Annotated in this window: 23 protein-coding genes and 2 pseudogenes; 16 read left to right on the top strand and 9 right to left on the bottom strand. The window is 37.5% G+C overall.

The window, feature by feature from the left end:
* The first annotated feature begins 109 nt into the window (after positions 1-109).
* From PB1_RS02080 to PB1_RS02060, 5 genes are all read left to right on the top strand, one after another.
* Positions 110-1,333, top strand: coding sequence for a 2,3-diketo-5-methylthiopentyl-1-phosphate enolase (locus PB1_RS02080; RefSeq protein WP_003350451.1), 1,224 nt, complete (start codon positions 110-112; stop codon positions 1,331-1,333).
* On the top strand, positions 1,330-1,992 hold the full coding sequence (locus PB1_RS02075; protein WP_003350450.1) for a 2-hydroxy-3-keto-5-methylthiopentenyl-1-phosphate phosphatase: 663 nt from the start codon (positions 1,330-1,332) through the stop codon (positions 1,990-1,992). The genes PB1_RS02080 and PB1_RS02075 overlap by 4 nt, the downstream gene beginning before the upstream one ends.
* Positions 1,989-2,624 carry a methylthioribulose 1-phosphate dehydratase gene (locus PB1_RS02070; protein ID WP_003350447.1) on the top strand — a complete coding sequence of 212 codons (636 nt, stop codon included), beginning with the start codon at positions 1,989-1,991 and terminating at the stop codon, positions 2,622-2,624. The genes PB1_RS02075 and PB1_RS02070 overlap by 4 nt, the downstream gene beginning before the upstream one ends.
* Positions 2,625-2,646: 22 nt before the next feature.
* Positions 2,647-3,180 carry a 1,2-dihydroxy-3-keto-5-methylthiopentene dioxygenase gene (locus tag PB1_RS02065; RefSeq protein ID WP_003350446.1) on the top strand — a complete coding sequence of 178 codons (534 nt, stop codon included), beginning with the start codon at positions 2,647-2,649 and terminating at the stop codon, positions 3,178-3,180.
* Between the two features lie 313 nt (positions 3,181-3,493).
* Positions 3,494-3,730: an aspartyl-phosphate phosphatase Spo0E family protein gene (locus PB1_RS02060; RefSeq protein ID WP_003350445.1), complete on the top strand. Its 237-nt coding sequence runs from the start codon at positions 3,494-3,496 to the stop codon at positions 3,728-3,730.
* 59 nt (positions 3,731-3,789) lie between these two features.
* Here the strand turns inward: PB1_RS02060 and PB1_RS16725 are convergent.
* The 3 genes and pseudogenes from PB1_RS16725 to PB1_RS02050 form a co-directional block, all read right to left on the bottom strand.
* Positions 3,790-3,933, bottom strand: a pseudogene (locus tag PB1_RS16725) (ZIP family metal transporter); the annotation flags it as partial.
* A gap of 362 nt (positions 3,934-4,295) precedes the next feature.
* The gene (locus tag PB1_RS02055; protein ID WP_003350443.1) at positions 4,296-5,540 is read right to left on the bottom strand and encodes an MFS transporter; all 1,245 of its coding nucleotides are present in this window, start codon (positions 5,538-5,540) and stop codon (positions 4,296-4,298) included.
* A gap of 97 nt (positions 5,541-5,637) precedes the next feature.
* Complete coding sequence (locus tag PB1_RS02050; protein WP_003350442.1) at positions 5,638-7,134, bottom strand: PAS domain-containing sensor histidine kinase; 1,497 nt, start codon at positions 7,132-7,134, stop codon at positions 5,638-5,640.
* Positions 7,135-7,549: 415 nt separating this feature from the next.
* Between PB1_RS02050 and PB1_RS02040 the strand changes: the two genes are divergently transcribed.
* Both PB1_RS02040 and PB1_RS02035 read left to right on the top strand, forming a co-directional pair.
* Positions 7,550-7,990 (top strand): MarR family winged helix-turn-helix transcriptional regulator, encoded by a 441-nt coding sequence (locus PB1_RS02040; protein ID WP_003350440.1) that lies wholly within the window; start codon positions 7,550-7,552, stop codon positions 7,988-7,990.
* A 131-nt stretch (positions 7,991-8,121) separates the two neighbouring features.
* Positions 8,122-9,816, top strand: coding sequence for a M3 family oligoendopeptidase (locus tag PB1_RS02035; protein ID WP_003350438.1), 1,695 nt, complete (start codon positions 8,122-8,124; stop codon positions 9,814-9,816).
* Positions 9,817-9,936: 120 nt separating this feature from the next.
* Here the strand turns inward: PB1_RS02035 and PB1_RS02030 are convergent, their stop codons facing one another.
* Positions 9,937-12,105, bottom strand: coding sequence for an ATP-dependent Clp protease ATP-binding subunit (locus PB1_RS02030; RefSeq protein WP_003350437.1), 2,169 nt, complete (start codon positions 12,103-12,105; stop codon positions 9,937-9,939).
* A 170-nt stretch (positions 12,106-12,275) separates the two neighbouring features.
* Between PB1_RS02030 and PB1_RS02025 the strand changes: the two are divergent.
* Positions 12,276-13,315, top strand: a pseudogene (locus PB1_RS02025) (YkvI family membrane protein).
* A 63-nt stretch (positions 13,316-13,378) separates the two neighbouring features.
* Here the strand turns inward: PB1_RS02025 and PB1_RS02020 are convergent.
* The gene (locus PB1_RS02020; RefSeq protein WP_003350436.1) at positions 13,379-14,047 is read right to left on the bottom strand and encodes a hypothetical protein; all 669 of its coding nucleotides are present in this window, start codon (positions 14,045-14,047) and stop codon (positions 13,379-13,381) included.
* A gap of 201 nt (positions 14,048-14,248) precedes the next feature.
* Positions 14,249-14,860 carry a CPBP family intramembrane glutamic endopeptidase gene (locus PB1_RS02015; RefSeq protein WP_003350435.1) on the bottom strand — a complete coding sequence of 204 codons (612 nt, stop codon included), beginning with the start codon at positions 14,858-14,860 and terminating at the stop codon, positions 14,249-14,251.
* 152 nt (positions 14,861-15,012) lie between these two features.
* Between PB1_RS02015 and PB1_RS17965 the strand changes: the two genes are divergently transcribed.
* Positions 15,013-15,123 carry a DUF6254 family protein gene (locus PB1_RS17965; protein ID WP_003350434.1) on the top strand — a complete coding sequence of 37 codons (111 nt, stop codon included), beginning with the start codon at positions 15,013-15,015 and terminating at the stop codon, positions 15,121-15,123.
* 133 nt (positions 15,124-15,256) lie between these two features.
* Here PB1_RS17965 and PB1_RS02010 read toward each other — a convergent pair whose 3' ends face one another.
* Positions 15,257-15,445 (bottom strand): YkvS family protein, encoded by a 189-nt coding sequence (locus PB1_RS02010; protein WP_003350433.1) that lies wholly within the window; start codon positions 15,443-15,445, stop codon positions 15,257-15,259.
* Positions 15,446-15,678: 233 nt separating this feature from the next.
* Between PB1_RS02010 and PB1_RS02005 the strand changes: the two genes are divergently transcribed.
* From PB1_RS02005 to PB1_RS17960, 7 genes are all read left to right on the top strand, one after another.
* A complete protein-coding gene (locus PB1_RS02005; RefSeq protein WP_003350432.1) occupies positions 15,679-15,873 on the top strand; it encodes a hypothetical protein in 195 nt (64 codons plus the stop codon).
* 405 nt (positions 15,874-16,278) lie between these two features.
* Positions 16,279-16,545 carry a phosphocarrier protein HPr gene (locus tag PB1_RS02000; protein ID WP_003350431.1) on the top strand — a complete coding sequence of 89 codons (267 nt, stop codon included), beginning with the start codon at positions 16,279-16,281 and terminating at the stop codon, positions 16,543-16,545.
* Positions 16,545-18,257 carry a phosphoenolpyruvate--protein phosphotransferase gene (gene ptsP, locus PB1_RS01995; protein ID WP_003350430.1) on the top strand — a complete coding sequence of 571 codons (1,713 nt, stop codon included), beginning with the start codon at positions 16,545-16,547 and terminating at the stop codon, positions 18,255-18,257. The genes PB1_RS02000 and ptsP overlap by 1 nt, the downstream gene beginning before the upstream one ends.
* A gap of 168 nt (positions 18,258-18,425) precedes the next feature.
* Complete coding sequence (locus tag PB1_RS01990) at positions 18,426-19,211, top strand: SDR family oxidoreductase (protein WP_003350429.1); 786 nt, start codon at positions 18,426-18,428, stop codon at positions 19,209-19,211.
* Positions 19,212-19,378: 167 nt separating this feature from the next.
* Positions 19,379-19,777: a hypothetical protein gene (locus tag PB1_RS01985; RefSeq protein WP_238533073.1), complete on the top strand. Its 399-nt coding sequence runs from the start codon at positions 19,379-19,381 to the stop codon at positions 19,775-19,777.
* A gap of 176 nt (positions 19,778-19,953) precedes the next feature.
* Positions 19,954-20,844: an NAD(P)-dependent oxidoreductase gene (locus PB1_RS01980; RefSeq protein WP_003350427.1), complete on the top strand. Its 891-nt coding sequence runs from the start codon at positions 19,954-19,956 to the stop codon at positions 20,842-20,844.
* 85 nt (positions 20,845-20,929) lie between these two features.
* Positions 20,930-21,115 (top strand): hypothetical protein, encoded by a 186-nt coding sequence (locus PB1_RS17960; RefSeq protein ID WP_081485598.1) that lies wholly within the window; start codon positions 20,930-20,932, stop codon positions 21,113-21,115.
* Positions 21,116-21,233: 118 nt separating this feature from the next.
* On the opposite strand, the gene PB1_RS01975 is transcribed toward PB1_RS17960, so the two are convergent.
* Together PB1_RS01975 and PB1_RS01970 are read right to left on the bottom strand one after the other, a co-directional pair.
* Complete coding sequence (locus tag PB1_RS01975; RefSeq protein WP_003350426.1) at positions 21,234-22,388, bottom strand: aminotransferase A; 1,155 nt, start codon at positions 22,386-22,388, stop codon at positions 21,234-21,236.
* Positions 22,389-22,522: 134 nt separating this feature from the next.
* Positions 22,523-22,726 (bottom strand): hypothetical protein, encoded by a 204-nt coding sequence (locus PB1_RS01970; protein ID WP_003350424.1) that lies wholly within the window; start codon positions 22,724-22,726, stop codon positions 22,523-22,525.
* Positions 22,727-22,784: the final 58 nt, after the last annotated feature.

Genomic DNA, 22,784 nt, shown 5'->3' with positions numbered 1-22,784 from the left:
GGCCAGACTTAAGGTTATCGACGCCTGCCGAACAGGAGTAAATGAACCTTTAACGAGAATAAACATTTTTTGAATGTATCAACCAGTTTCCATGAAAGGAAGATTACAATTGAGTGAAATCATTGCGACGTACTTAGTGTTTGACTCTAAACATGACCCGGAAAAAAAAGCGGAAGAAATTGCCCTTGGTTTAACAGTAGGTTCCTGGACTGATTTGCCGGAGCTCGAAAAAAACCAGCTCAAGAAACATAAAGGGAGAGTCGTTTCTGTAGAAGGACTGGCAACCGGGGGAGCTCAAAAAGAAACGGAAGCTTTCATAAAAATCGCTTATCCGACAGTGAATTTTTCTTTTGATATTCCAGCCATTTTAACAACTGTTTTCGGAAAATTATCAATGGATGGAAAAATAAAACTGCTGGATTTACAGTTTAGCAGCGAGTTAAAAAAAGCTTTTCCCGGACCGCGATTCGGCATTCCCGGCATCCGTGAAAAATTAAATGTGTATGATAGGCCGCTCGTCATGAGCATTTTTAAAGGCTTAATCGGCAGGGATCTTAATTATTTGCTTTTTCAGCTGAAGGAACAGGCAAAAGGCGGAGTTGATATTGTAAAAGATGACGAAATACTGTTTGAAAATGAGCTGACGCCATTTGAAAAACGAATAACCGAAGGGAAAAAAGCTCTCCTTGAGGTTTTTGAAACAACCGGGCACCGGACATTGTATGCAGTCAATTTAACCGGGCGTTCGTCAAAGCTTCGCGATCAGGCTAGAAAGGCAGCAGAATTGGGTGCGGATATTTTGCTGTTTAATGTGTTTTCCTATGGCTTGGACATTCTCCAAGAGCTTCGGGAAGATGATAACATTGCCCTCCCGATTATGGCACACCCGGCATTCAGCGGCGCAATCACCTCATCACCTTACTACGGATTGTCCAATTCGCTTTTACTCGGAAAGCTAGCCCGCTATGCGGGAGCCGATTTCTCTTTGTTTCCTTCACCGTATGGGACGGTTGCACTTGAAAGAGATAAGGCAATTGCGGTGGCTGCAGCCTTAAGAGAAAAAGAAAATTATAAGCCGAGTTTTCCGGTTCCTTCAGCAGGCATTCATCCGGGGTTAGTGCCTTTGCTTGTACAGGATTTTGGAATTGACAGCATTATCAATGCAGGCGGCGGTATTCACGGACATCCGGATGGCACGAAGGGAGGAGGACTTGCGTTCAGGCAGGCAATTGATGCAGTTCTTTCCGGCAAATCACTTTCCGAAAGCGCGGAGGCCTTTCCAGAACTTAGAAAAGCAATTGATTTATGGGGCTCTTTCGAGGTGAAGGTATGAAAAAGTTTGCCGTATTTTGTGATTTTGACGGAACGATTACTGAAAAAGATAATATAATTTCGATCATGCAAAAATTCGCTCCACCTGAGTGGATTAAAGTGAAGGACCAAATTTTAGCTCAGGAAATTACGATCCAAGAGGGAGTAGGGAAAATGTTTTCCCTTCTCCCGAGCGGATTAAAAAATGAAATTGTCCATTTTGCTGTTCAGAATGCTTCTATTCGGCCTGGATTTCAAGAGTTCATTATATTTCTTAATGAACATGACATACCATTATTTATTGTTAGCGGCGGAATTGACTTTTTTGTAGAACCAATCCTTGAAAAATTTGGCCCTTTTGCCGGTTTATATTGCAATGGAGCTGATTTCAGCGTGGAAAATATTCAGATACTGTGGCCACACAGCTGTGATGAATATTGTTCAAACGGCTGCGGCTGCTGCAAGCCATCCGTTATCAGAAAACTGGAAGGAAACAGATTTTATAAAATTGTGATTGGTGACTCGATAACGGATCTAGAAGCAGCTAAACAGGCTGATTACGTTCTGGCCCGGGATTTTTTAGAGGATAAATGCGAGGAACTAGGTATTCCATTTGATTCATTTGAAACATTTTTTGATTGTATAGAATCTATTAAATTGATGATTGGGGTGAGAGTATGAGCTTGTTGGCTGAGAGATGGAATGAGCTTGCTGATGTAAAAGATGAATTGGCGGAAAGAGACTGGTTTATGGGAACGAGCGGAAATCTCGCGATTAAAGTTAAAGACAAGCCTTTACAATTTCTTGTAACAGCAAGCGGCAAAGACAAGCGAAAACGTACGGAAGCGGATTTTCTTCTTGTTGATGAAAACGGTCAGCCCGTAGAAAACACTCCTTTAAAGCCATCAGCAGAAACGTTGCTTCATGTAGAAATCTACAAAAAGACGAACGCCGGATGCAGTTTACATGTGCATACAGTTGATAACAATGTCATTTCCGAAATTTACGGTGATAAAGGTGAAGTGACATTTCAAGGTCAGGAACTTATCAAAGCGTTTGATATATGGGAGGAAGATGCTGTACTTAGTTTTCCGATTATTCATAATCATGCCCATATTCCAACATTGGCAAAAACATTTTCTGAGCACGTCAAAGAGGATACAGGGGCTGTATTAATTCGAAATCACGGCATTACTGTTTGGGGAAGAAATGCATTTGAGGCTAAAAAAATTCTGGAAGCGTCGGAATTTTTATTCCGTTATCAATTAAAGCTTCTTGAATATAAGTCATATCAACAGTTTAAAGTTGTCTAAAAAAATGAAAGGAGAATTAAAAATGGCGTACATAGTCTTGCAAAACAGTGGAGAAAAAATTGAAAATCAAAAGGAAGTAGCTGTATTTTTAGAAAATCAAGGGGTAATTTATGAGCAATGGGATATTTCGAAGCTTCCATCCAATCTGCGAGAAAAATATTTATTAACAGATGAAGAAAAAGAACAAATTCTCGAAGTTTTTAAAACCGAAATTGAAGATATTTCTTCCCGCCGGGGATATAAAGCTCAAGATGTTATTTCTCTTGCAGAACATACACCTAATCTGGAACAGCTGCTCGAAAATTTCCAAAGAGAACACCATCATACAGATGATGAAGTCCGATTTATTGTCAGCGGTCATGGAGTTTTTATTATTCAAGGAAAAGACGGTAAATTCTTTGAAGTGCATTTAAATCCGGGAGACTTAATTTCCGTACCTGAAAATACCCGTCACTATTTCACTCTTTCAGATGACCGTAAAGTGGTTGCAGTAAGAATTTTTGTTACAACAGAAGGCTGGGTTCCAATTTACGAAAAGGAAGAAATCGAACAGTAAGAAGTTCCGAATAGCGGCTGAAACAAAAGGGTCTGATCCTAGTATTTGAGGGGTCTGACCCTTTGTTTTTCAATCAGCCCCTTTTTAACTTAATCCTTATTTCTCTAAAAAAATATTTTTAAAATCTTCCGTCATCCTTAAAAAACTGTCGAATAGAAAATCATTTTTTCAAACTTTTAGTCGAAAAAAAAATTCGGGAAAAATAATGTCTAATTTTGCGATTCTATTTACATTTATAGAGATTCTTGTAATATTGAAGTAATATGTTTGCGAATATACTTAAGAAGGTAGAAAAGATTAGGAGGAATAGAGGTTGTGTACTAAAGAACAAAGGATGATGAAAGAAATTCAGCACAAGAGGGAAAAAATGATTGACTTCGCTCAAAAACATGGACTGACAAGTGAAAGAACGATTCGCTGCAGCCAGGAATTGGATATGCTTCTTAATGAATATCAAAGGACATTTCAATGCGGATCAAACAGTAATAAAATAAACACATCTCGAAAACAAATTTTTGTATCATTGCCAAAGGCAGTTGTCAATGCATAAAAGAAAAATTGTTCTTACTTTTATTGATTTTTTCGTTAATTAAGAACAAAGCGACTAAAAGCAGCCATCATAATTCCTGCAGTAAATGCAAGCAGAACATCCCGCCAGCCGAGTGTAGCCGAACTTTGTAAAAACAGAATAGGTAATGCTCCGAGACCGGTGGAAAAAGCTGAAAAAACACTCCCTAATATTACGTCATTCATAACAACTTCATACCTTTCTGTTAATAACATTATTAATTAAATGAATTTTTTAAATTTTCTTATAATAAAAATCATTCGAACACTTTATGCTATGCTTATATTTCGGAATAAAATGTAGAAATAATAAATTTTTCTTACATAAATAAAAATGGCTCTGTCCAAACATTCAAAAACTTTTTACCTCAACAAATTTTATCACTTTCTTTTGGAAGAGAAATTGAATTAAAAAGAGGCTGTCTAAAAAGCCTAAGGGTCAGACCCCATAGCACAATATATAGAACATAATATTGGATAAATGTGCTATATATTGATAAATGCACATGGGGTCAGACCCTTACGAGACATTTTTTTCTTAACACTATTTACTTCTGTAATGTAAGCTTTTTATCAGAAGGCAGGAATATAGTAAGTATACCGAGCATAGGTAAAAATCCAGTAAGGATTATGGTTTTTGTAAGTCCAATGATGTCTGCCAAATACCCGATCCCGATGGATCCGAGAGCTCCCATCCCAAATGCCAGCCCAACTGTTAATCCCGCCATTGTGCCGATTTTCCCTGGTACAAGTTCTTGAGCATATACGACAGTAACTGAAAAGCTGGACATTAAGATAAAACCGCTTATTGTCAGCAATATAAAGGCTGCCACCGGCGGAACATACGGAATTAAAATCGTGATCGGGGCGGCTGCAAGCATGGATAACAGAATAATCGTTTTCTTTCCGTATTTGTCTGAAAGCGGGCCGCCGAAAAATGTTCCTGCGGCTCCGGCAACAAGAAAGGCAAACAAAAACAACTGGGATGTTTTAATGGAAAATGAATACTCATTTATCGCATAAAATGCATAAAAATTTGTCATGCCCGAAATGTACCATGATCGGGCAAAAATTAAAATTAAGATCAATGTAAGAGCAAACGCGACGGACCCTCTGCTTCTAATGCCATTACTTGAAGATGATTTCTTTTTTTTAGTTAAATTGGTTTTCCCAATCTTTAAATTCATTGAGTACCAGTTCGCAATATAAATTAACAGCCCTACTGCTACAGCGGCAACAAGGGTAAACCATACGGCACCAAATTGTCCGAACGGAACGAGAACCACTGCGGTAATAAGCGGTGCGAGCGCTTGGCCTGAATTTCCGCCAACTTGGTATATGGACTGGGCCAAGCCGCGGCGCGGACCTGCCGCCATATAGGCAACCCTTGAACCTTCAGGGTGAAATACAGCTGACCCGAGCCCTATCATTAAAACAGAAATAACAATAATCTCAAATTTTGGAGCAAAAGCAAGCCCGAGAATGCCCATCAGGCTAAAGGTTAACCCGATAGGCAAAGCAAAAGGCTTTGGTTTTTTATCTGTATACATTCCCACAACAGGCTGCATAATGGAAGAAACCATATTTAATGAAAATGCGATTAAACCCAATTGTGTATAAGTCAGCCCCATCGATTTCTCGAGTACGGGGAACATAGCTGGAACGACAGCCTGAATCGTATCGTTCAGCAAATGACACAGACCGATAATTAATAATATTTTAAAAGAGGCAGCTCCTTCTCCTGATCCTTGTTTCTTCGAAATTGGAGCTGTTGCCGCACCAAATCGGCTCATCTATTTTGTCTCCTTTCGGCCAAGCATTATACCTGGTTTCTTAACAGTACATTTGTTTTTGCATCTCAGGCCGTGCTCTCTTAATCTTGTTTTCTATTCAAATATCAAGCGGCAAATTAATAACCGCTTTCGTGCCTTGTTGTTTATTGCTTAAAATCTGAATTGTTCCGCCAAAAGAATCTACAATTCGTTTGCATATAACAAGCCCTAATCCGGTTCCGGTATCTTTTGAAGTATAAAAAGGTTCAAAAATCTTCGAAAGATCTTCCTCCGCAATTCCTAGCCCTGTATCCGTTACTTCGATAATGCATGATCGATTTTCTATTATTATTTCGACTTTTAATATTCCGCCGTCCGGCATCGATTCTATTGAATTTTTAGTTAAATTTAAAATGACCTGTTTTATTTGATCCTTTGTACATTTTACTAGTACAGGTTCTGGAGGAAGCAAACAATAATATCGTACGTTATAGAGATTTGCTTCTGACAAAATAAGCGGATTAAGCTCAGTTAAGATATTTCGCAAATCTAAAACTTCTAATATTTGTGCAGTCGGTTTTCCAAGAATAAGAAATTCACTGACAATTTCATTAATTCGTTTGATCTCATTATTAATGACTGAGAAATAATACTGGTCTTTTTCGTCTTTGTATTTTTCGCTCAAAAGCTGAATAAGACCTTTTATTCCGGTAAGAGGATTCCTGATTTCATGGGCAGTGCCGGCTGCCAGAGTTCCGACAAGCTCCAGCTTTTGTGCTTCATTTTGCGCCTTTTCCTTTGCTGCCTGCCTTTTTAATAAAACATATTTAATCAGTAAAAATAAAATATGGCACAAAATAAGAATTCGAATCAAAAATTCGAAAATTTTAGGCAATATAGCAGATAGTTGAAATTCCTGAATCTCTGCTTTGATACTCCATGGCAAAAGCTCAAGAGGCACGACTACCCATTTCTGAGTTTTTATTGATAAAGCATCGGCCGCATTAATATTTATAATTGATTTGTCATCCTCATTAACTATGTAAAGCTTTGTATCCGGTGTAAGTTCCTTCATGATATTTTGAATATAATCGATGCGGAGATAGGCTACTAAAATTGAACGAATTTCTCTTTTATCATTAAAGACAGGGACGGCTAATCCAATGACTTTTTGTCCATTGCCGAGCATTTCGGGATGATCGGAAATAATCGTATCTTGCGTTAATATAGCTGTGTTGATAAAGTCATGCTCAGACAAATCTGCATTGGATAAAAAATCGTTTGACCCAGTGATGACCTTGCCGGTTCGGTCAAGCAAATAAAGACCTCCATAACGAGGATCACTTTGTTGTGTTTGCCGAAAAAGGGAGGCAAGATTTTCTGGATATGGCTGAAAATTTTCTACTAAGATTGAAATAATATCAAGACTTGTGACTGTCTGGGTTATTAATTGGTCCCAGCTTTTTTGATGAATGGAGGCGACCCATTTCGAGTAATTTTTTCTTTTCAGGAAATCCTCATCCAGTAGATGGTGAATTTGATAAAATGATCCTGCAAGCGCAGGAATAATAACAATAATGAAGTAAATGAAAAAACTTTTCTTCAGTTTGTCCATAATATAACCTCAAATACAAATTCCAAACATCCTTTATTATAACATAATTTTTCAGCTGCTGGGTTTACACATGCAATTTGGGCAAAAAATAGACCGGAACATGAATTATTTAAAGATTTGCTAAATAAAAGCCAAATGTAAACGTTAAAATGATTTTCAGGAGGAAAAACATGACTGAACATTGCTGCAGAATAACACTTACGATCCTTGAAACAAGTGATATTCACGGAAATATTTAAAACGGAACTGCTTGCCAATTATTTTGTTAAACACAAAACAATAAGAGCTACTGAATCAACATTGGAGAGTTTTTGCCGGACCTTAACAAATAAGCCCTACGTAACTGTATGAATTGACATGATTTTTCAATTTCTTTATAATTAGTTGATACGAATATTAAAAAGGAAGATTTTAAATGAGTTCTGAGAGTGTTAGTCAATCTTTGAAATTATTCATTGTTCTTTCTAGGGCTTATAAAGCTATCGATGAACAAGTTAATAAATTTATCCAAGCAAACGGATTGAATCCGACTGAATTTGCCGTTCTTGAATTACTTTATCATAAAGGAAGACAGCCGTTGCAGCAAATCGGCAATAAGATCTTGCTGGCAAGCGGGAGCATTACATATGTTGTTGACAAATTAGAGCAGAAAGGGTTATTGGTCCGCGCCGCCTGCCCAAATGACCGAAGAGTGACGTATGCTCAAATTACTGAAAAAGGAAAATCGTTTATTGAGAGTATTTTTCCGGAGCATGAACAAAATATCCATCAGTTGATGAGCCATCTTACAGAAGAAGAAAAAGAAACTGCCATTTATTTGTTAAAAAAACTCGGATTATCCGTTCGCAAATATTAGCGCGGTCCAATTGTGGACCGTTTATTATTTTGACTAAAAGAAATGGCCGATTTAAAAAAGAAAAAGGAAAACTGCAAGTGCCTGACGAAGTGTTTATATTGGTTTTCAATATTTATGTCAGGGAGGAAAAAATGAGATTTGAAGAGTATACATATACCCGGCCTGATGTCGAAAAAGCCGAAAAGTTATTTCAATCTTCACTAGAAAAGTTTCAAAACGCTTCATCAGCCGAAGAGCAAATAAAGGCGATCAGTGAGATTAATAAGATTCGCAATGACATCGGCACGATGTTTAATCTTTGCTATATTAGGCACTCCGTTAATACGAACGATGAATATTATAAAAATGAACAGGATTACATGGATGAGATTCAGCCTGTAGTTGAAGGGCTTGTCACCAAATACTATAAGGCCCTTGTTCAATCGCCATTCCGAAAGGAGCTGGAAAAGAAGTGGGGGAAACAATTGTTTGCATTGGCAGAGGCCCAGCTTAAAACCTTCTCCCATGAAATTGTTCCCCTTCTTCAAAAAGAGAATAAACTTTCAACAGAATATACGAAATTACTGGCTTCTGCCAAGATCTTTTTCGAAGGTGAGGAACGGACTCTTGCACAATTGGAGCCGTTTACTGAATCAACGGACAGGGGCATGAGAAAAAAAGCAAGTGAAGCTAAGTTTGGTTTTCTAGCTGAAAATGAGGAAACATTGGATCGAATTTATGATGATCTTGTGAAAGTACGGACAGAAATTGCCCAAAAACTTGGATATAAGAACTTTGTAGAACTAGGCTATTATCGTATGTTCCGTACGGATTATAATGCAGAAATGGTTGCTAATTTCCGCAAGCAGGTAGAGGAGTATATTGTTCCGATTGCCACAAAACTAAAAGAACGCCAGCGTGTGCGGATTGGTGTGGAAAAATTAAAATATTATGATGAAGGGTTTAACTTTAAGACCGGAAATCCAACACCTAAAGGAAGCCCTGAATGGATCATCGAAAATGGGCAAAAGATGTATGATGAACTTTCAGTTGAAACAGGAGCATTTTTCCGCTATATGCGGGAAAACGGCTTAATGGACTTAGTTGCAAAAAAAGGAAAAGCCGGCGGAGGCTATTGTACATTCATCGAAAACTATAAATCTCCGTTTATTTTTTCGAACTTTAATGGAACTTCAGCAGATATAGACGTATTAACGCATGAGGCCGGACATGCCTTCCAAGTTTATTCTAGCAGACACTTTGACACCTCTGAATACTTTTGGCCAACATATGAAGCTGCGGAAATTCATTCGATGAGTATGGAATTTTTCACATGGCCATGGATGGAGTTGTTCTTTAAAGAAGAAACAGAAAAATATAAGTTTGCTCATTTGAGTTCATCATTATTATTCCTGCCTTATGGGGTATCAGTTGATGAATTCCAGCACTGGGTTTATGAAAATCCGAAAAGCACTCCAAAAGAAAGAAAGCAGGCATGGAGAGAAATTGAAAAGAAATATTTGCCTCATAAAGATTATGATGGAAATGAGTATCTTGAAAACGGCGGATTTTGGCAGCGTCAAGCTCATATTTACAATTCTCCATTTTATTATATCGATTACACACTTGCACAAATTTGTGCATTCCAGTTCTGGAAACGTTCGAGGGAAAATCGGGAAGAAGCATGGCAAGATTATGTAAATCTTTGTAAACTTGGCGGCAGCCTTTCTTTTACGGAGCTTGTTAAAAAAGCCAACTTAATTTCGCCTTTTGAGGATGGTTGTGTCCAGTCTGTTGTTGGTGAAATCGAAAAATGGCTTAATTCCATTGATGACAAATCTTTATAAGGGACTAGCCCAAAAGCATAGGGTCAGCCCCCTCCTATACAACATATAGATAACACGTCTAAAACCATTCTATATATTGCCATTGTTGGAGGGGGCAGACCCTTATTAGCAGCCCCTTTATTAATTTGTTTTTACGATAATCTCGTCATCTTGCAGTACTGCATTCAATTCTTTTGCATCAGGCTGATCGAGTACAAAATCAGCAATTTTGTCTTCTAATTGTTCTTGAATGACGCGGCGAAGCGGACGTGCACCGAATTCAGGAATATATCCAAGTTCAACAAGCTTCTCTTTTACTTCAAGTGATACTTCAATTTTGAGACCTTGTTCCTCCAATGTTTCGTTTAATTCTTTGAGCATTAAGTCTACAATTTTTAGAAGATCCTCTTTTTCAAGAGATTTGAACTCAATGATGCTGTCAAAGCGGTTTAAGAACTCAGGCTTGAAGAAGCTGCCAAGTGAATCCAGGATGCTTGTTTCTTTTATTGCATCACTCTTATCAAATCCGACTTTAATGGTTTTATGACCGACGCCGGCATTACTTGTCATAATAATGACTGAATCTTTAAAGCTGACTGTCCGGCCTTGGCTGTCAGTTAAACGGCCGTCCTCAAGAATTTGCAGGAACATGTGCTGAACATCCGGATGCGCTTTTTCAATTTCATCAAGCAAAATGATGCTGTACGGGTTGCGGCGCACCTTTTCTGTCAGTTGTCCTGCATCTTCATGTCCTACATATCCAGGAGGAGAGCCGATGATTTTAGATATGCTGTGTTTTTCCATATATTCGCTCATATCCAGACGAATCATGGCATCTTTTGAGCCAAACAGCTCTTCAGCCAAAACTTTTGTCAATTCTGTTTTACCGACTCCTGTTGGGCCGACAAACAAGAATGATCCGATCGGACGGTTCTTTGACTTGAGACCTGCGCGGCTGCGACGTATTGCTTTCGCCACTTTCTTTACAGCTTCCTCTTGGCCGATCACTTTAGTTGCAAGGTTTGCTTCCAGATTTTTCATCTTCTCTTGTTCATCTTCCTGGAGTTTTCCTATAGGAATTCCGGTTTTCTTTTCGATAATTTCTTGAATGTGCTGAACAGTAATTTCTGGCCGGTTTGTTCCATTTTGATTAATTAACAATTTTTCCAGTTTTGCTTCTTCATCTCGAAGTCGAGCAGCTTTTTCATAGTTTTCTTCTTTTATTGCCGCTTCTTTTTCTTTCGAAATTTCACTTAAGCGTTTTTCGATTTGATCACTGTCTGCATTTTCGAAAAGCAGATTCATCTTTGAACCGGCTTCGTCCATTAAGTCAATCGCTTTGTCCGGAAGGAAGCGGTCTTGGATATAACGATGTGACAGATTCACACACGCCCTGATCGCTTCATCTGTGTATTTCACTTCATGATAATCCTCATATTTTGACTGAATGCCTTTTAGGATTTCATATGCTTTTTCAAGTGATGGTTCGAGTACTTGTACCGGCTGGAATCGGCGTTCTAATGCAGGATCTTTTTCGATTTGGCGATACTCTTTCAATGTAGTTGCCCCAACTACCTGCAGTTCGCCGCGGGCAAGAACAGGTTTTAAGATATTTCCTGCATCCATAGACCCTTCAGCCGAACCGGCACCAACCAACAGATGGATTTCATCTATAAATAGAATAATGTTTTTTCTTGCTTGCAATTCGGAGATAAGTTGTTTCATTCTTTCTTCGAATTGACCGCGAATACCTGTATTGGCAACAAGGGATGCGACATCAAGCAAATACACTTCTTTGCTAAAAAGTTTGGCTGGCACTTTACCCTCTGCTATTTTTAAGGCAAGCCCTTCAACTATGGCTGTTTTTCCGACACCTGGTTCACCGATTAACACCGGATTGTTTTTATTGCGGCGATTCAATATTTCAATAACGCGGTCTACTTCTTCCTCACGACCGATCACTGGATCGATAAGGCCGGCTTTTGCCAACTGGGTTAAGTTACGCCCAAATTGGTCGATAAATCCGCCGCCCCTGTTGTTAGCTTGCTGGGCTTGAACTCCGCTAATACCACTCATTCCAGTCATTCCGTTCATATCATTTTCCGGAAAAGCTGAAAATTGTTTAAATAAGTCCTCAAATGAAGATTGGTTAAAGCCTGAAAATCCCATCGAAGAACCAAAAGCAGCGCCTAATTTTGATCTTTCTTTACGGTAGCAAACGCTGCAAAGGTGATAATGCTGTTTGTTGCCATTAATATTGACATCCAATTCAATAACAGCTTCATTTTTCTGGCATTTTTGGCAGAGCATTTCAACTCCTCCTTTGACTTTGACTATATTTGACTATTTATGCTCTTAGTATACTTTGACCTTTTTTGACTTTCAAGTATTTTGTTTTTAGAAATTTATTCCAATTTAATAAAAAAGCTCGTCTTTCTTTGTCCGCTTATTCATATATATGTGCTAGGGAGGGGACATAAGTGAGAACAAACTGGTCTCAAGCTATGCAAATTGCTGCCGTTTATGTCGGAACGGTTGTGGGAGCTGGATTTGCAACCGGAAAGGAAATAGTCGAATTTTTTTCCCGATTTGGATTTATTGGAATGATTGGAATATTAATGGGAGGCTATATTTTTATTATTTTGGGGTCAAAGTTAATGAGAATGGCAGCGGCGATAGAGGCTGATTCTTATCAAGATTTTAATCTTTATTTATTTGGCCGCCATTTCGGAACTCTTATAAATATATTAATGCTTGTTATGCTTCTTGGCGTTTCCGCTGTTATGCTGTCAGGGGCCGGGGCAGTATTTGACGAGCAGCTTGGATTATCGAGGCTGACAGGAATTATTGTGACAATTGTTTTTTCGATTTTCGTAATGATTGCAGGAATTAAAGGGCTGTTTGCTGTTAATACTTTCGTCGTTCCGATTATGATCACTTTTAGTTTTTTTTAATGTTCATTTCTGTTCAATTGCCACATTTTCAAGACCAGCTTTTATCGATTCCTTTTGCTGAAGATGGGTGGAAATCAGTCATTGCCCCGTTTTCATATACTGCTTTTAATATCTCCCTCGCACAGGCAGTATTAGTGCCGGTTGCAAAGGAAGTAAAGGATGATCGGACAATAAAGTGGGGAGGAATTTTAGGTGGATTGGCATTAACATTCATCCTGCTATCGAGCCATATAACATTGATTATGCTTCCTGATTTTAGAAGCTATGAAATTCCAATGGCAGTTACGATGAAAAATTTAGCCTCCGGATTTTATTGGATGTATGTTCTTATTATTTATGGAGAAATCTTTACCTCGATCATCGGAAATATTTTCGGATTGGAAAGACAGTTAAAGAAGTATGTATCAACATCACCCATCATAACTGTATCAGGGATTTTTGTTATTGTTTTTCTTATCAGTCTTGTAGATTACGGTACATTGCTTTCCTATTTATATCCTGTTTTTGGATATATTAGTTTAATCTTTATGATCTTATTATGGATCAAACCTTTTAAGAAAAAATGAAAAAGAAAGAGGCTGACTTATAAACAAAGGGACGGACCCTTAAAAGTCAACCTCTTTGATTATTCACTTTTCTTTCATGATAGTTTTTGCCATTTGCAGAAAGGCATCGCGATGATCTGCATCATCTTTTGTATACATTGTTAGTTTTAATGGAAAGTCAAGATTGTTGATTAAATAGGCTGTTACTGTCTCGCTATTATTGGACGCTTCCATTACAGTGCTCTTTTCAAATAGTGGATCTTCAGGAGCTTGAAGGGTCTTAACGTTATCATTTATGGCTTGCAATTGGGCTTTTGTTGCAACAGTGATCGTATTCCAATCTTGATCTTTCGGGATAAGCTCTATTCGCATAAAGATTTCTTGATTATCAGTCAAATAAAGCACATCTTTAAAAGGCTCTTCTGCAGTCAGTTCATATTCAGGAAGTACGTATATTGAGTAATCTTTGGTATTGTTATATTTTAGAAAAGCCGTTTCTTCTTTTGTTTCTCCGTTAATTTTGTATTGAATGTTTTGTTCCGGTATACGGACAACCCCGTTTTCAGTGGCTTTCTTATTCGTTTCGTTTTCCGTGTTTGAAGAATTATTATTTTGTCCCAGCTCCTCTGCGGCCGGTTGTTGTGCGTTGCTGTCACCTTTTGCACTGTTTTTTGAGCTAGTGGCAGTTCCGCAGCCTGTAAGAGCGAGAGTTAAGAAGAACATAGCAAATAAGATTTTTTTATACTGTTTCATTTAAAATTGATCCTCCCTGAGTTTTAGAAACTGTTTACTCTTTTTGACGATCCTTACGGTAAATTGTTTCAATGATTATATTTTTAGTAAAGGGGTTCTGCTAAAAATAAGATAACATGGAAAAATCGGACAAACAACCGAATTATGAACCGGGTAATTGGTCTTATTACTAAAAAAATAGCAGCCATTACGAGCTGCACTTCATTTTAAAGGCATAAAAACTAATAAGAATAGATTAAAAACTAAATGAGAAACAATGACAAGTGAAATGCTTTTTTTCCATGCGTAAAGGAAGCCCCAATAAATTCCGCTTATGAATGCTGCAAACGGCAAAATCATAAATTCCGAATAAATATTGACGCTTGCATATAATAAAGCAGCAATCGCAATGCTTAACGTACGATTTAAATGCCTCGAAATTCTTTTTTGAACAAAACCCCTCCAAAAAATTTCTTCGCCTGGAATAATAACTAAAATTAATACGATATAATGCCATATTTCAGTAGGTGAAAAGCGATTGTAAAGTTTGTTGACGTCATTTTTAAAGGGCAAATGAAGTCCATCAATCAAGCCGTTTCCTGCTAAAAAAACACCAAATAGGACAAGTCCGGAACCAATTCCGTAGGACAGGAAGTTTATAAAAGATGCATGATCATCGAAATTTTCTTTCACAATTGAGTAGCTAATGAGTAGAAGCATTGACGCAGTAAGCATATACCAAAACACAGACTTATCTTTAAAAGTAAAAAAAAGCAGAAGATGTGCCAGTATAATTCCGATTATTAAGGTTAAATCGGAGGCGCACTTTTTCATCTATTCTTCTCCTTTCATTCTTGGACAACAAACCTTATTTTAACAAAAAAGCATCAACATTTGTAAGGAAAAGATTTCTTTCCCGATTTGTGAAAATAACACAACGTCCCTAGGCAAAACTACAAAATGACGAAAGAAAGGAGGGTACAATTTTGACAAAGTCTAAAAAAGAAAAAGAGCGGGCATGGACAATACGAAAACAGGACCAGAATCCACATGGCAAAGTAAAATCTTTTCAAGAATTAGAACAAAACAAAAAATAAGGATAAATTAAGGCTCCCTGAGATTTTTCCTTAGGGAGCAGACTTTTTTATATTTATAATAACTAACTTGCGTGTTAAAATATCACTAGCAAAAAAAGAAGCAAAAGCAGCCTTTAGATTATTCCATCATTTCCTATTGGGCCGTTTCTTTTATTATTTTATAATTTTTATGATTAACCACTGTCCGTTGCTCTAATTCAAGATCCCGGTAATTTTCCATATATGTTAAGTCAACGATTACAGAATTTTCATTGACCTTTTCTACGATGCCTTGTAAACCATTTTTAAATTCAATTACATTTCCCACTTCAGCTTTTTTCAATCAGCCTCACTCCTTTATCTTCCAATATGCATCTTTATACAAATAGTTGCACAAAAAATCTGTTAGTAAAGAAATGTTTTTCAATGATTATTAAATTGTAAATACAGATAGCTTATCACAAAATTGGCTATTTTAAAATTACAATTTTATGAATTTATAAATGATAAGAAGTAAATTTTCGTTTATGATTATGATTAGAGATTTTGCAACATGAAAACAGGGGGTTCAAGGAAATGAACGAAGAAATGATTAATGAAGTACTGGATAAGCTAAAAAAAGGCGAAATTTCTGAGTACTATGTTTCGAAAGATAATTTTCTTTCATTTCGAAGTGTTCTTGTAAAACGGCCGGATTTTAAACATTTTAGAGGAATCGCCCAGCGGGGTGGAGATGTAATTTATTGCTACCTTGAAGCCCCAAGAAGTTAATTTTAGAGAATATATGTTATATATCTATATCAAGTCCTGAACGAAAGACCCATAAATAAAGATTGGAAAAAAGCGTTTAACTAAAAAGTTTTAAAAAAAACATGAAAATATTAGTTGTTTCCGTTGTCTGTGCAGTTAGGAAATGCTATTCTTTTTTTGGGATGTCAGTTGTCTGATGACTTAAAGAACATAATCAAAAATCCTGCATAAATACATGATAAAAATTTCCCTGGAGAAAATAAACAGCATGGGATGAAATGTTTACAAAGAAAGAAATCATTTTCGTATGTTTTGCCGGCAGGTTGACTTATATGAATGTTTTTTTTAGTCAATTAGGCAACCATCTTGCAGTTTCCATTTAACAACCATGATTCTATCAATTAAGTAAAGGAGTATGATTTAATAATGGTCCAAAAACAATTTAAAGTAATCGCTGATACAGGCATTCATGCCCGTCCTGCAACTTTACTTGTACAAGCTGCAAGCAAATTTGAGTCCGAAATTACCCTTGAATACAAAGAGAAAAAAGTTAACTTAAAATCAATAATGGGAGTAATGTCGCTTGGTGTTGGAAAGGGTGCTGATATCAAAATTATCGCAGAAGGAAGCGATGAAGAAGAAGCAATGAGAAGCTTAGAAGAAACTTTGAATAAAGAAGGTCTGGCGGAATAATGGATTTTATGAAGGGAATCGCTGCATCCAGTGGAATTGCGATTGCAAAAGCATACATGTTAGCAGAGCCTGATCTCTCTTTTGAAAAGAAGCTGGTTGATGATTCAGTTAAGGAAATTAAACGTTTTCAATCTGCTTTAACAAAAGCAAAGACAGAACTTGAAGGTATTCGCGACCGTACAAACAAGGAGCTGGGATCTGATAAATCGGCAATTTTTGAGGCACATCTCTTAGTGTTAAGCGATCCTGAACTGATCACCCAAATCGAAGATAAAATTAAAACTGAAAAAGTGAACGCAGAGTATGCCCTCAAGGAAACAACTGACATGTTCATTGCCGTGTTTGAGCAAATGGATAATGAATATATGAAGGAACGTGCTGCAGACATACGTGATGTAACAAAACGAGTACTTTCTCATCTTCTCGGTTTGCAAATTGTAAATCCAAGCATGATTAATGAGGAAGTTATCATTGTTGCGGAAGATTTAACACCTTCAGATACAGCTCAATTGAATCGTCAATTTGTGAAAGGCTTTACAACTGATGTTGGCGGAAGAACATCTCACTCAGCGATTATGGCTCGTTCTATGGAAATCCCGGCCGTTGTCGGAACAAAAACGGTCACGAAAGAAATTAATAACGGCGACTTAATCATTGTTGATGGATTAAAAGGAGAAGTCCATATTAACCCGTCACAAGAAACGATCGAAAAATATAAAAAAGAACAGGCTGAATTTGAAGCACAAAAAGCTGAATGGGCTAAGCTTGTAAATGAAAAGTCATTTTCAGCAGACGGCCATCAAGTTGAGCTTGCTGCCAATATAGGTACGCCAAATGATTTAGAAGGTGTTATTAATAACGGCGGGGAAGGAATTGGACTGTACCGCACTGAATTTCTTTACATGGGACGCGGCCAGCTGCCGACTGAAGAAGAGCAATTTGAGGCATATAAAGCGGTCCTTGAAGGAATGAAAGGAAAACCGGTTGTCGTTCGAACTCTTGATATTGGCGGTGACAAAGAACTGCCATATATGAACCTTCCAAAAGAAATGAATCCGTTTCTCGGTTTCAGGGCAATCCGCCTTTGTCTTGAAGAACAAGATATGTTCCGAACACAGCTCAGGGCTTTATTAAGAGCAAGCAGCTATGGAAACTTGAAAATTATGTTTCCAATGATAGCAACGCTTGATGAATTCCGTGAAGCAAAGGCGATTCTAGAAGAAGAGAAAGAAAAGCTTGTTTCAAATGGAACGGATGTTTCAGACAATATTGAAATAGGAATCATGGTTGAAATTCCATCCACTGCGGTCATTGCCGATCAGTTTGCCAATGAAGTTGATTTCTTTAGTATTGGAACAAACGATTTAATTCAATATACGATGGCAGCAGACCGCATGAATGAGAGAGTTTCCTATTTGTATCAGCCATATCACCCGGCTATTTTGCGCCTTGTTAAAATGGTGATTGACGCAGCCCATAAAGAGGGCAAGTGGGTAGGAATGTGCGGTGAAATGGCGGGAGATGAAATTGCAATTCCAATTCTTCTCGGTCTCGGATTAGATGAATTCTCAATGAGTGCAACTTCCATTTTAAAAGCACGTTCCCAAATTCGCCGCCTATCAAAGAGCGGCATGGAAAAACTGGCTGAACAAGTCTTGCAAATGAAAACAACAGAAGAAGTATTACAAGCAGTGAAATCTGTAATGAAATAAATTTTTACTCGTTTTTTTACTATCGATAATTGTGGTAAATAGGAAATAAGCTAATCATCCTTAATGTTCCCCTTTTTTGACCGGTTTTGCCGGTCATTTTTTTGTTTCAGTAGCTATTTTTCTTTTTTTTTGCAGTATAATGAAAAGAAAGAGTAGAGGAGGATATTTATGGATCTAAAACTTTCCGGTAAAACTGCTTTAATTGCTGCTTCAAGCCAAGGATTGGGACGGGCAATTGCAGAAGGACTATTAAAAGAAGGAGCGAATGTTGTTATATCAGGGCGAGATGAATCAAAGTTGAAACAGGTGGTAACAGAAATCGATCCTGAAGGGTCGGGAAAAGCTGCGTTTGTTCGAGCAGATGTTACAAATCAAAATGATATTAAAGAAATGGTACAAACAGCAATTAATTCTTTCGGAAGACTCGACATTCTTGTCAATAATGCCGGGGGCCCGCCTGCAGGTTCTTTTGAATCACTTACAGATGAGGATTGGCAGGCATCATTTGAATTGAATTTGCTTTCTTACATAAGGCTGATCAGAGAAGCGTTGCCTGTTCTTAAGATGAATGGCGGAAAAATTATTAATATTGCATCATCATCTATAAAAGAACCAATTCCTGGGCTGATACTCTCAAATACATTCAGGACAGCAATTGTCGGGTTGTCGAAAACTCTTGCACAAGAACTTGCCCCTTATAACATCTTAATTAATACAGTCGCTCCCGGAAGAATCGCGACTGACCGCGTAAGGCGCCTCGACCAGGTAAATGCAGAAAAACTCGGCATCACTAGAGAAGAAGTCGAAGCAAAGATAAAGGAATCGATACCATTGAAACGGTATGGAACTCCTCAGGAGTTTGCAAATTTTGTTGTTTTCTTGGCATCTGAGGCAAATACTTATGTAACGGGCAGTTCGTTTCTAATTGACGGCGGAATGATCAAATCGATTTAAAAGCCCTTTAGTCATTGCAGGTAAGATTCCAAATATTACTCTTTCCATACGTTTATTGCCATTAAAAATGGGCAAAGGTATGTATATGGAAGGAGGAATGCAATATAAAAAGCAAATTTCTTTTGTTACTTGCATTATTGATAAATATTTTTTTTGTTTCTGGCTGTATGCCAGGTTCCGATCAGCTGATTGCAAATCGGCATGCAGAAGTATTATTAACAAATAACAATGAATTGCAATTCCGTTTTAAAATTAATGAAAATCTATTTGCCGATCATTCAACTTATAAAGTAAGAATTTCGATTCATGACAAACAATTGGCAGCGGCTATTGGAGCGACACAAATTGTTTACGGGGAAAACGAAGTTGTTAATGGCGAATACATAGAGGCAAATGAATCAAATGAGCGAATTATTTTTATGGAGCCCATTCCATTAAAAAGAGATATTCATGTTTTCGAGATAGAAAACATGATTATTAAAGACAAGGCAGTTTCGATCGAAGTGTTCAATGATGAAGGAGTATTGGGCCGGACTTACTTGACAAATTTTTCAAGCCAGCTTTGATATGGTTTATCGATTCATAAAACAGGTAATAAAAATACGTGCATGAAATTGTAGAATGATGAGGCTGTCTCATATGGGTCTGACCCTTGTGCTTTTGAGACAGCCTCATTTTTTAAAAAAAGAATTGAGAAATGATAGAATAAAAATAACACGAATTTAGGGAGGAGAATGAACATTTGTTAATTTCTGAAAATACTGTAGTCGGTTTTATTGGTCAAGGTGTCATGGGAAAAAGTATGGCAGGACATATTCTTAAAAGCGGTTATCCGCTTGTGGTATATACACGGACAAAGAATAAGGCAGAAGAACTTTTGGAAAAAGGTGCAGAATGGGCTGATTCACCAAAAAAAGTTGCAGAGAAAGCTAAAGTCATAATTACGATTGTAGGGTATCCTTCTGATGTGGAAGAAGTTTATCTTGGAGAAAAGGGAATTATTCATCATGCAAAACAAGGAAGCTATCTCATTGATATGACGACTTCAACTCCTACACTTGCAGTGAAAATTTTTGAGGAAGCAAAAAAGAAAGGGTTAAAAGCACTCGATGCTCCTGTATCAGGCGGTGATATCGGCGCAAGGGAAGGAAAACTGTCAATCATGGTAGGAGGAGAATATGAAGATTTTGCGGCTGTTAAACCAATTTTAAGTCTCCTCGGCACTAATATTGTATATCAAGGAGATGCCGGTTCCGGTCAGCACACAAAAATGTGCAACCAAATTGCCATTGCTTCAAACATGATCGGTGTATGCGAAGCTATAACATACGCTGAAAAAGCAGGATTAAATCCGAAGAATGTTTTAAAGAGCATTGCTTCAGGCGCTGCAGGGAGCTGGTCACTGTCTAATTTGGCGCCAAGAATGATTGATGGAAATTTTGAACCCGGCTTTTACATAAAGCATTTCATAAAAGATATGAATATTGCCCTTGAAGAAGCGGAAAAGCTAGGCCTTACAATACCGGGATTATCCTTGGCAATATCTCTTTATTCCCAATTAGCTGAAAAAGGAGAAGAAAACAGCGGCACTCATGCTCTTTATAAATATTATAACGATAACGAAAATGTTTAAAGCGTTCAATAATAATCTATGCCAGAAATGTTAATAGCTCTCTGTATAATCGATCCTTCATTTTTTTATATTAAGGTAAAGGAGGATTGAGAGCTTTGGCAAAAAAAACAAAAAGAATGACCCTCAGCAAAAAAACAAAAAGGGATTTGATTCCGCGGTATTAAACCAGGAATATGCCCATGAATTTGGCAGTGCTGCAACAAATAAAATTCATAATGATAAAGCAAAAAAAGAGAAGGCATCAAAAAATAACGGAAAGTATAACAAATAAAAAATGGGCTGACTCAAAAGCAAAGGGTCAGACCCCTCCAATAAAATATATAGACAATCCAACCATTCTATATATTTTTATTGCCGGAGGGAGTCAGACCCTTATGAGTCAGCCCCTTTTATTTACTCACTTCCATCAAATAGTTTTCAATCCTATTAAGTCCTTCTTCCAAAGTGTCCATTGAATAAGCAAAGGAAAGCCGGAAGTACCCTTCGCCTAGACTGGAAAACGCACTTCCCGGTACGACGGCAACTTTTGCCTCGTGTGCTAGAGATAAAGCAAAATCAAAAGATTTTATACCGGAAACGGGAATTTTTACAAAGAAATAAAATGCGCCTTCCGGTTTTACAACATCAAATCCCATTTCTGTAAGTCTGTTGTAAACGTAATCGCGCCTTTTTCTATACTCGGCTCTCATTGGCAGCGCATCATCAATACCAGCAGTCAGTGCCTCTAATGCAGCCATTTGTGAAATAGAAGTAGCGCAAGTAACATTATATTGGTGAACTTTTATAATATGTTTTGCAATATTATTAAATGTATACAGCATCCCGATTCTCCAACCTGTCATGGAGTGAGATTTTGACAGCCCGTTGATCACGATCGTCTTTTCTTTTAAAAACTTTGCAATCGAGGTATGCGGCCTTTCATAGACAATTTCACTGTAGATTTCATCGGCAAGGATAAAAATATCCTTATCACGCAACAACTCTGAAATTTCGTATAATTCTTTTTCCGATAAGCTGACTCCTGTAGGATTGGATGGATAAGGCAATACAATGCATCGTGTTCTATTTGTTATGTACGGTTTTATAACATCAACCGTCATTTTGAAACCGTTCCTCGTTGTATCGGCGTAAATTGGTTTTGCTCCGCAAAGGCGAATAATTGGCTCGTAACCGGGATAAACAGGTCCAGGCAAAATGACTTCACTGTCCCAGTCTAAAATGGTCCTGAAGGCAATGTCAATTGCCTCGCTTGCGCCTGAAGTGATGATTACCTCGGAATCGGGATCATAAACAATATCGTATTTTTTTAAATAATATTCTGCAGCTGCTTTTCTGAGCTCGATCATTCCTGCATTATGAGTATACATTGTAAAATCATCATGTATAGCTTTTATTCCGGCTGCTTTTACATGTTCTGGAGTCGGAAAATCTGGCTGGCCGATTGTTAAAGAAATCATTCCTTCAGTTCCGCCAACCATATTAAAAAATTTTCGTATTCCTGAAATTTCAATGTTTGCTGTCCTGTCATTTATTAAATGTTCCACCTTGTTCATCCTTTCCGGGCTTATTTTCAAATGTATCTTGATTTTATATGATAAATCAGAATAACAAAAGGACTTAACAGATAATAAAAAACCTCCCGATTACTCGGGAGGAATCTATCATAATGTGATCTCTCTTAGTATCCATAGTCCCAATCGATCTCATCTTCATGCCAAAATACAGGGAAAACAGTTCCAAAGTCGACAATTTTGTTTTCAAGCTTGCAAATACAATGTTTACAGCCGCATTGGCTTTTGATCTCTTCATAAACAGTGTGTTCTACATCTTCAATAATTGTTACTGAATGGTCAGCCTGAAAAAGAATTGCCGTACCTTTCATAATTAAATCGCACCCTTCATTTTTTAAAAGTTGAAAAAAATTTGTACTTGATTTTAGT

This window comes from Bacillus methanolicus PB1, assembly GCF_000262755.1.
GTDB classification, from domain to species: domain Bacteria; phylum Bacillota; class Bacilli; order Bacillales; family Cytobacillaceae; genus Bacillus_Z; species Bacillus_Z methanolicus.
This window is presented reverse-complemented; position numbering and strand designations above follow the sequence as displayed.

Bases quoted from the DNA above. Each gene is read 5' to 3' on its own strand.
- PB1_RS02000 (WP_003350431.1), top strand. From the start codon at position 16,279: ATGGTCCAAAAACAATTTAAAGTAATCGCTGATACAGGCATTCATGCC.
- PB1_RS02065 (WP_003350446.1), top strand. From the start codon at position 2,647: ATGGCGTACATAGTCTTGCAAAACAGTGGAGAAAAAATTGAAAATCAA.
- PB1_RS02040 (WP_003350440.1), top strand. From the start codon at position 7,550: ATGAGTTCTGAGAGTGTTAGTCAATCTTTGAAATTATTCATTGTTCTT.
- PB1_RS01970 (WP_003350424.1), bottom strand. From the start codon at position 22,726: ATGAAAGGTACGGCAATTCTTTTTCAGGCTGACCATTCAGTAACAATT.
- PB1_RS02005 (WP_003350432.1), top strand. From the start codon at position 15,679: ATGAACGAAGAAATGATTAATGAAGTACTGGATAAGCTAAAAAAAGGC.
- PB1_RS02030 (WP_003350437.1), bottom strand. From the start codon at position 12,105: ATGCTCTGCCAAAAATGCCAGAAAAATGAAGCTGTTATTGAATTGGAT.
- PB1_RS02055 (WP_003350443.1), bottom strand. From the start codon at position 5,540: ATGAGCCGATTTGGTGCGGCAACAGCTCCAATTTCGAAGAAACAAGGA.
- PB1_RS02015 (WP_003350435.1), bottom strand. From the start codon at position 14,860: ATGAAAAAGTGCGCCTCCGATTTAACCTTAATAATCGGAATTATACTG.
- PB1_RS02070 (WP_003350447.1), top strand. From the start codon at position 1,989: ATGAGCTTGTTGGCTGAGAGATGGAATGAGCTTGCTGATGTAAAAGAT.
- PB1_RS02050 (WP_003350442.1), bottom strand. From the start codon at position 7,134: ATGGACAAACTGAAGAAAAGTTTTTTCATTTACTTCATTATTGTTATT.
- PB1_RS01985 (WP_238533073.1), top strand. From the start codon at position 19,379: ATGCCAGGTTCCGATCAGCTGATTGCAAATCGGCATGCAGAAGTATTA.
- PB1_RS02075 (WP_003350450.1), top strand. From the start codon at position 1,330: ATGAAAAAGTTTGCCGTATTTTGTGATTTTGACGGAACGATTACTGAA.
- PB1_RS02020 (WP_003350436.1), bottom strand. From the start codon at position 14,047: ATGAAACAGTATAAAAAAATCTTATTTGCTATGTTCTTCTTAACTCTC.
- PB1_RS01990 (WP_003350429.1), top strand. From the start codon at position 18,426: ATGGATCTAAAACTTTCCGGTAAAACTGCTTTAATTGCTGCTTCAAGC.
- PB1_RS02035 (WP_003350438.1), top strand. From the start codon at position 8,122: ATGAGATTTGAAGAGTATACATATACCCGGCCTGATGTCGAAAAAGCC.
- ptsP (WP_003350430.1), top strand. From the start codon at position 16,545: ATGGATTTTATGAAGGGAATCGCTGCATCCAGTGGAATTGCGATTGCA.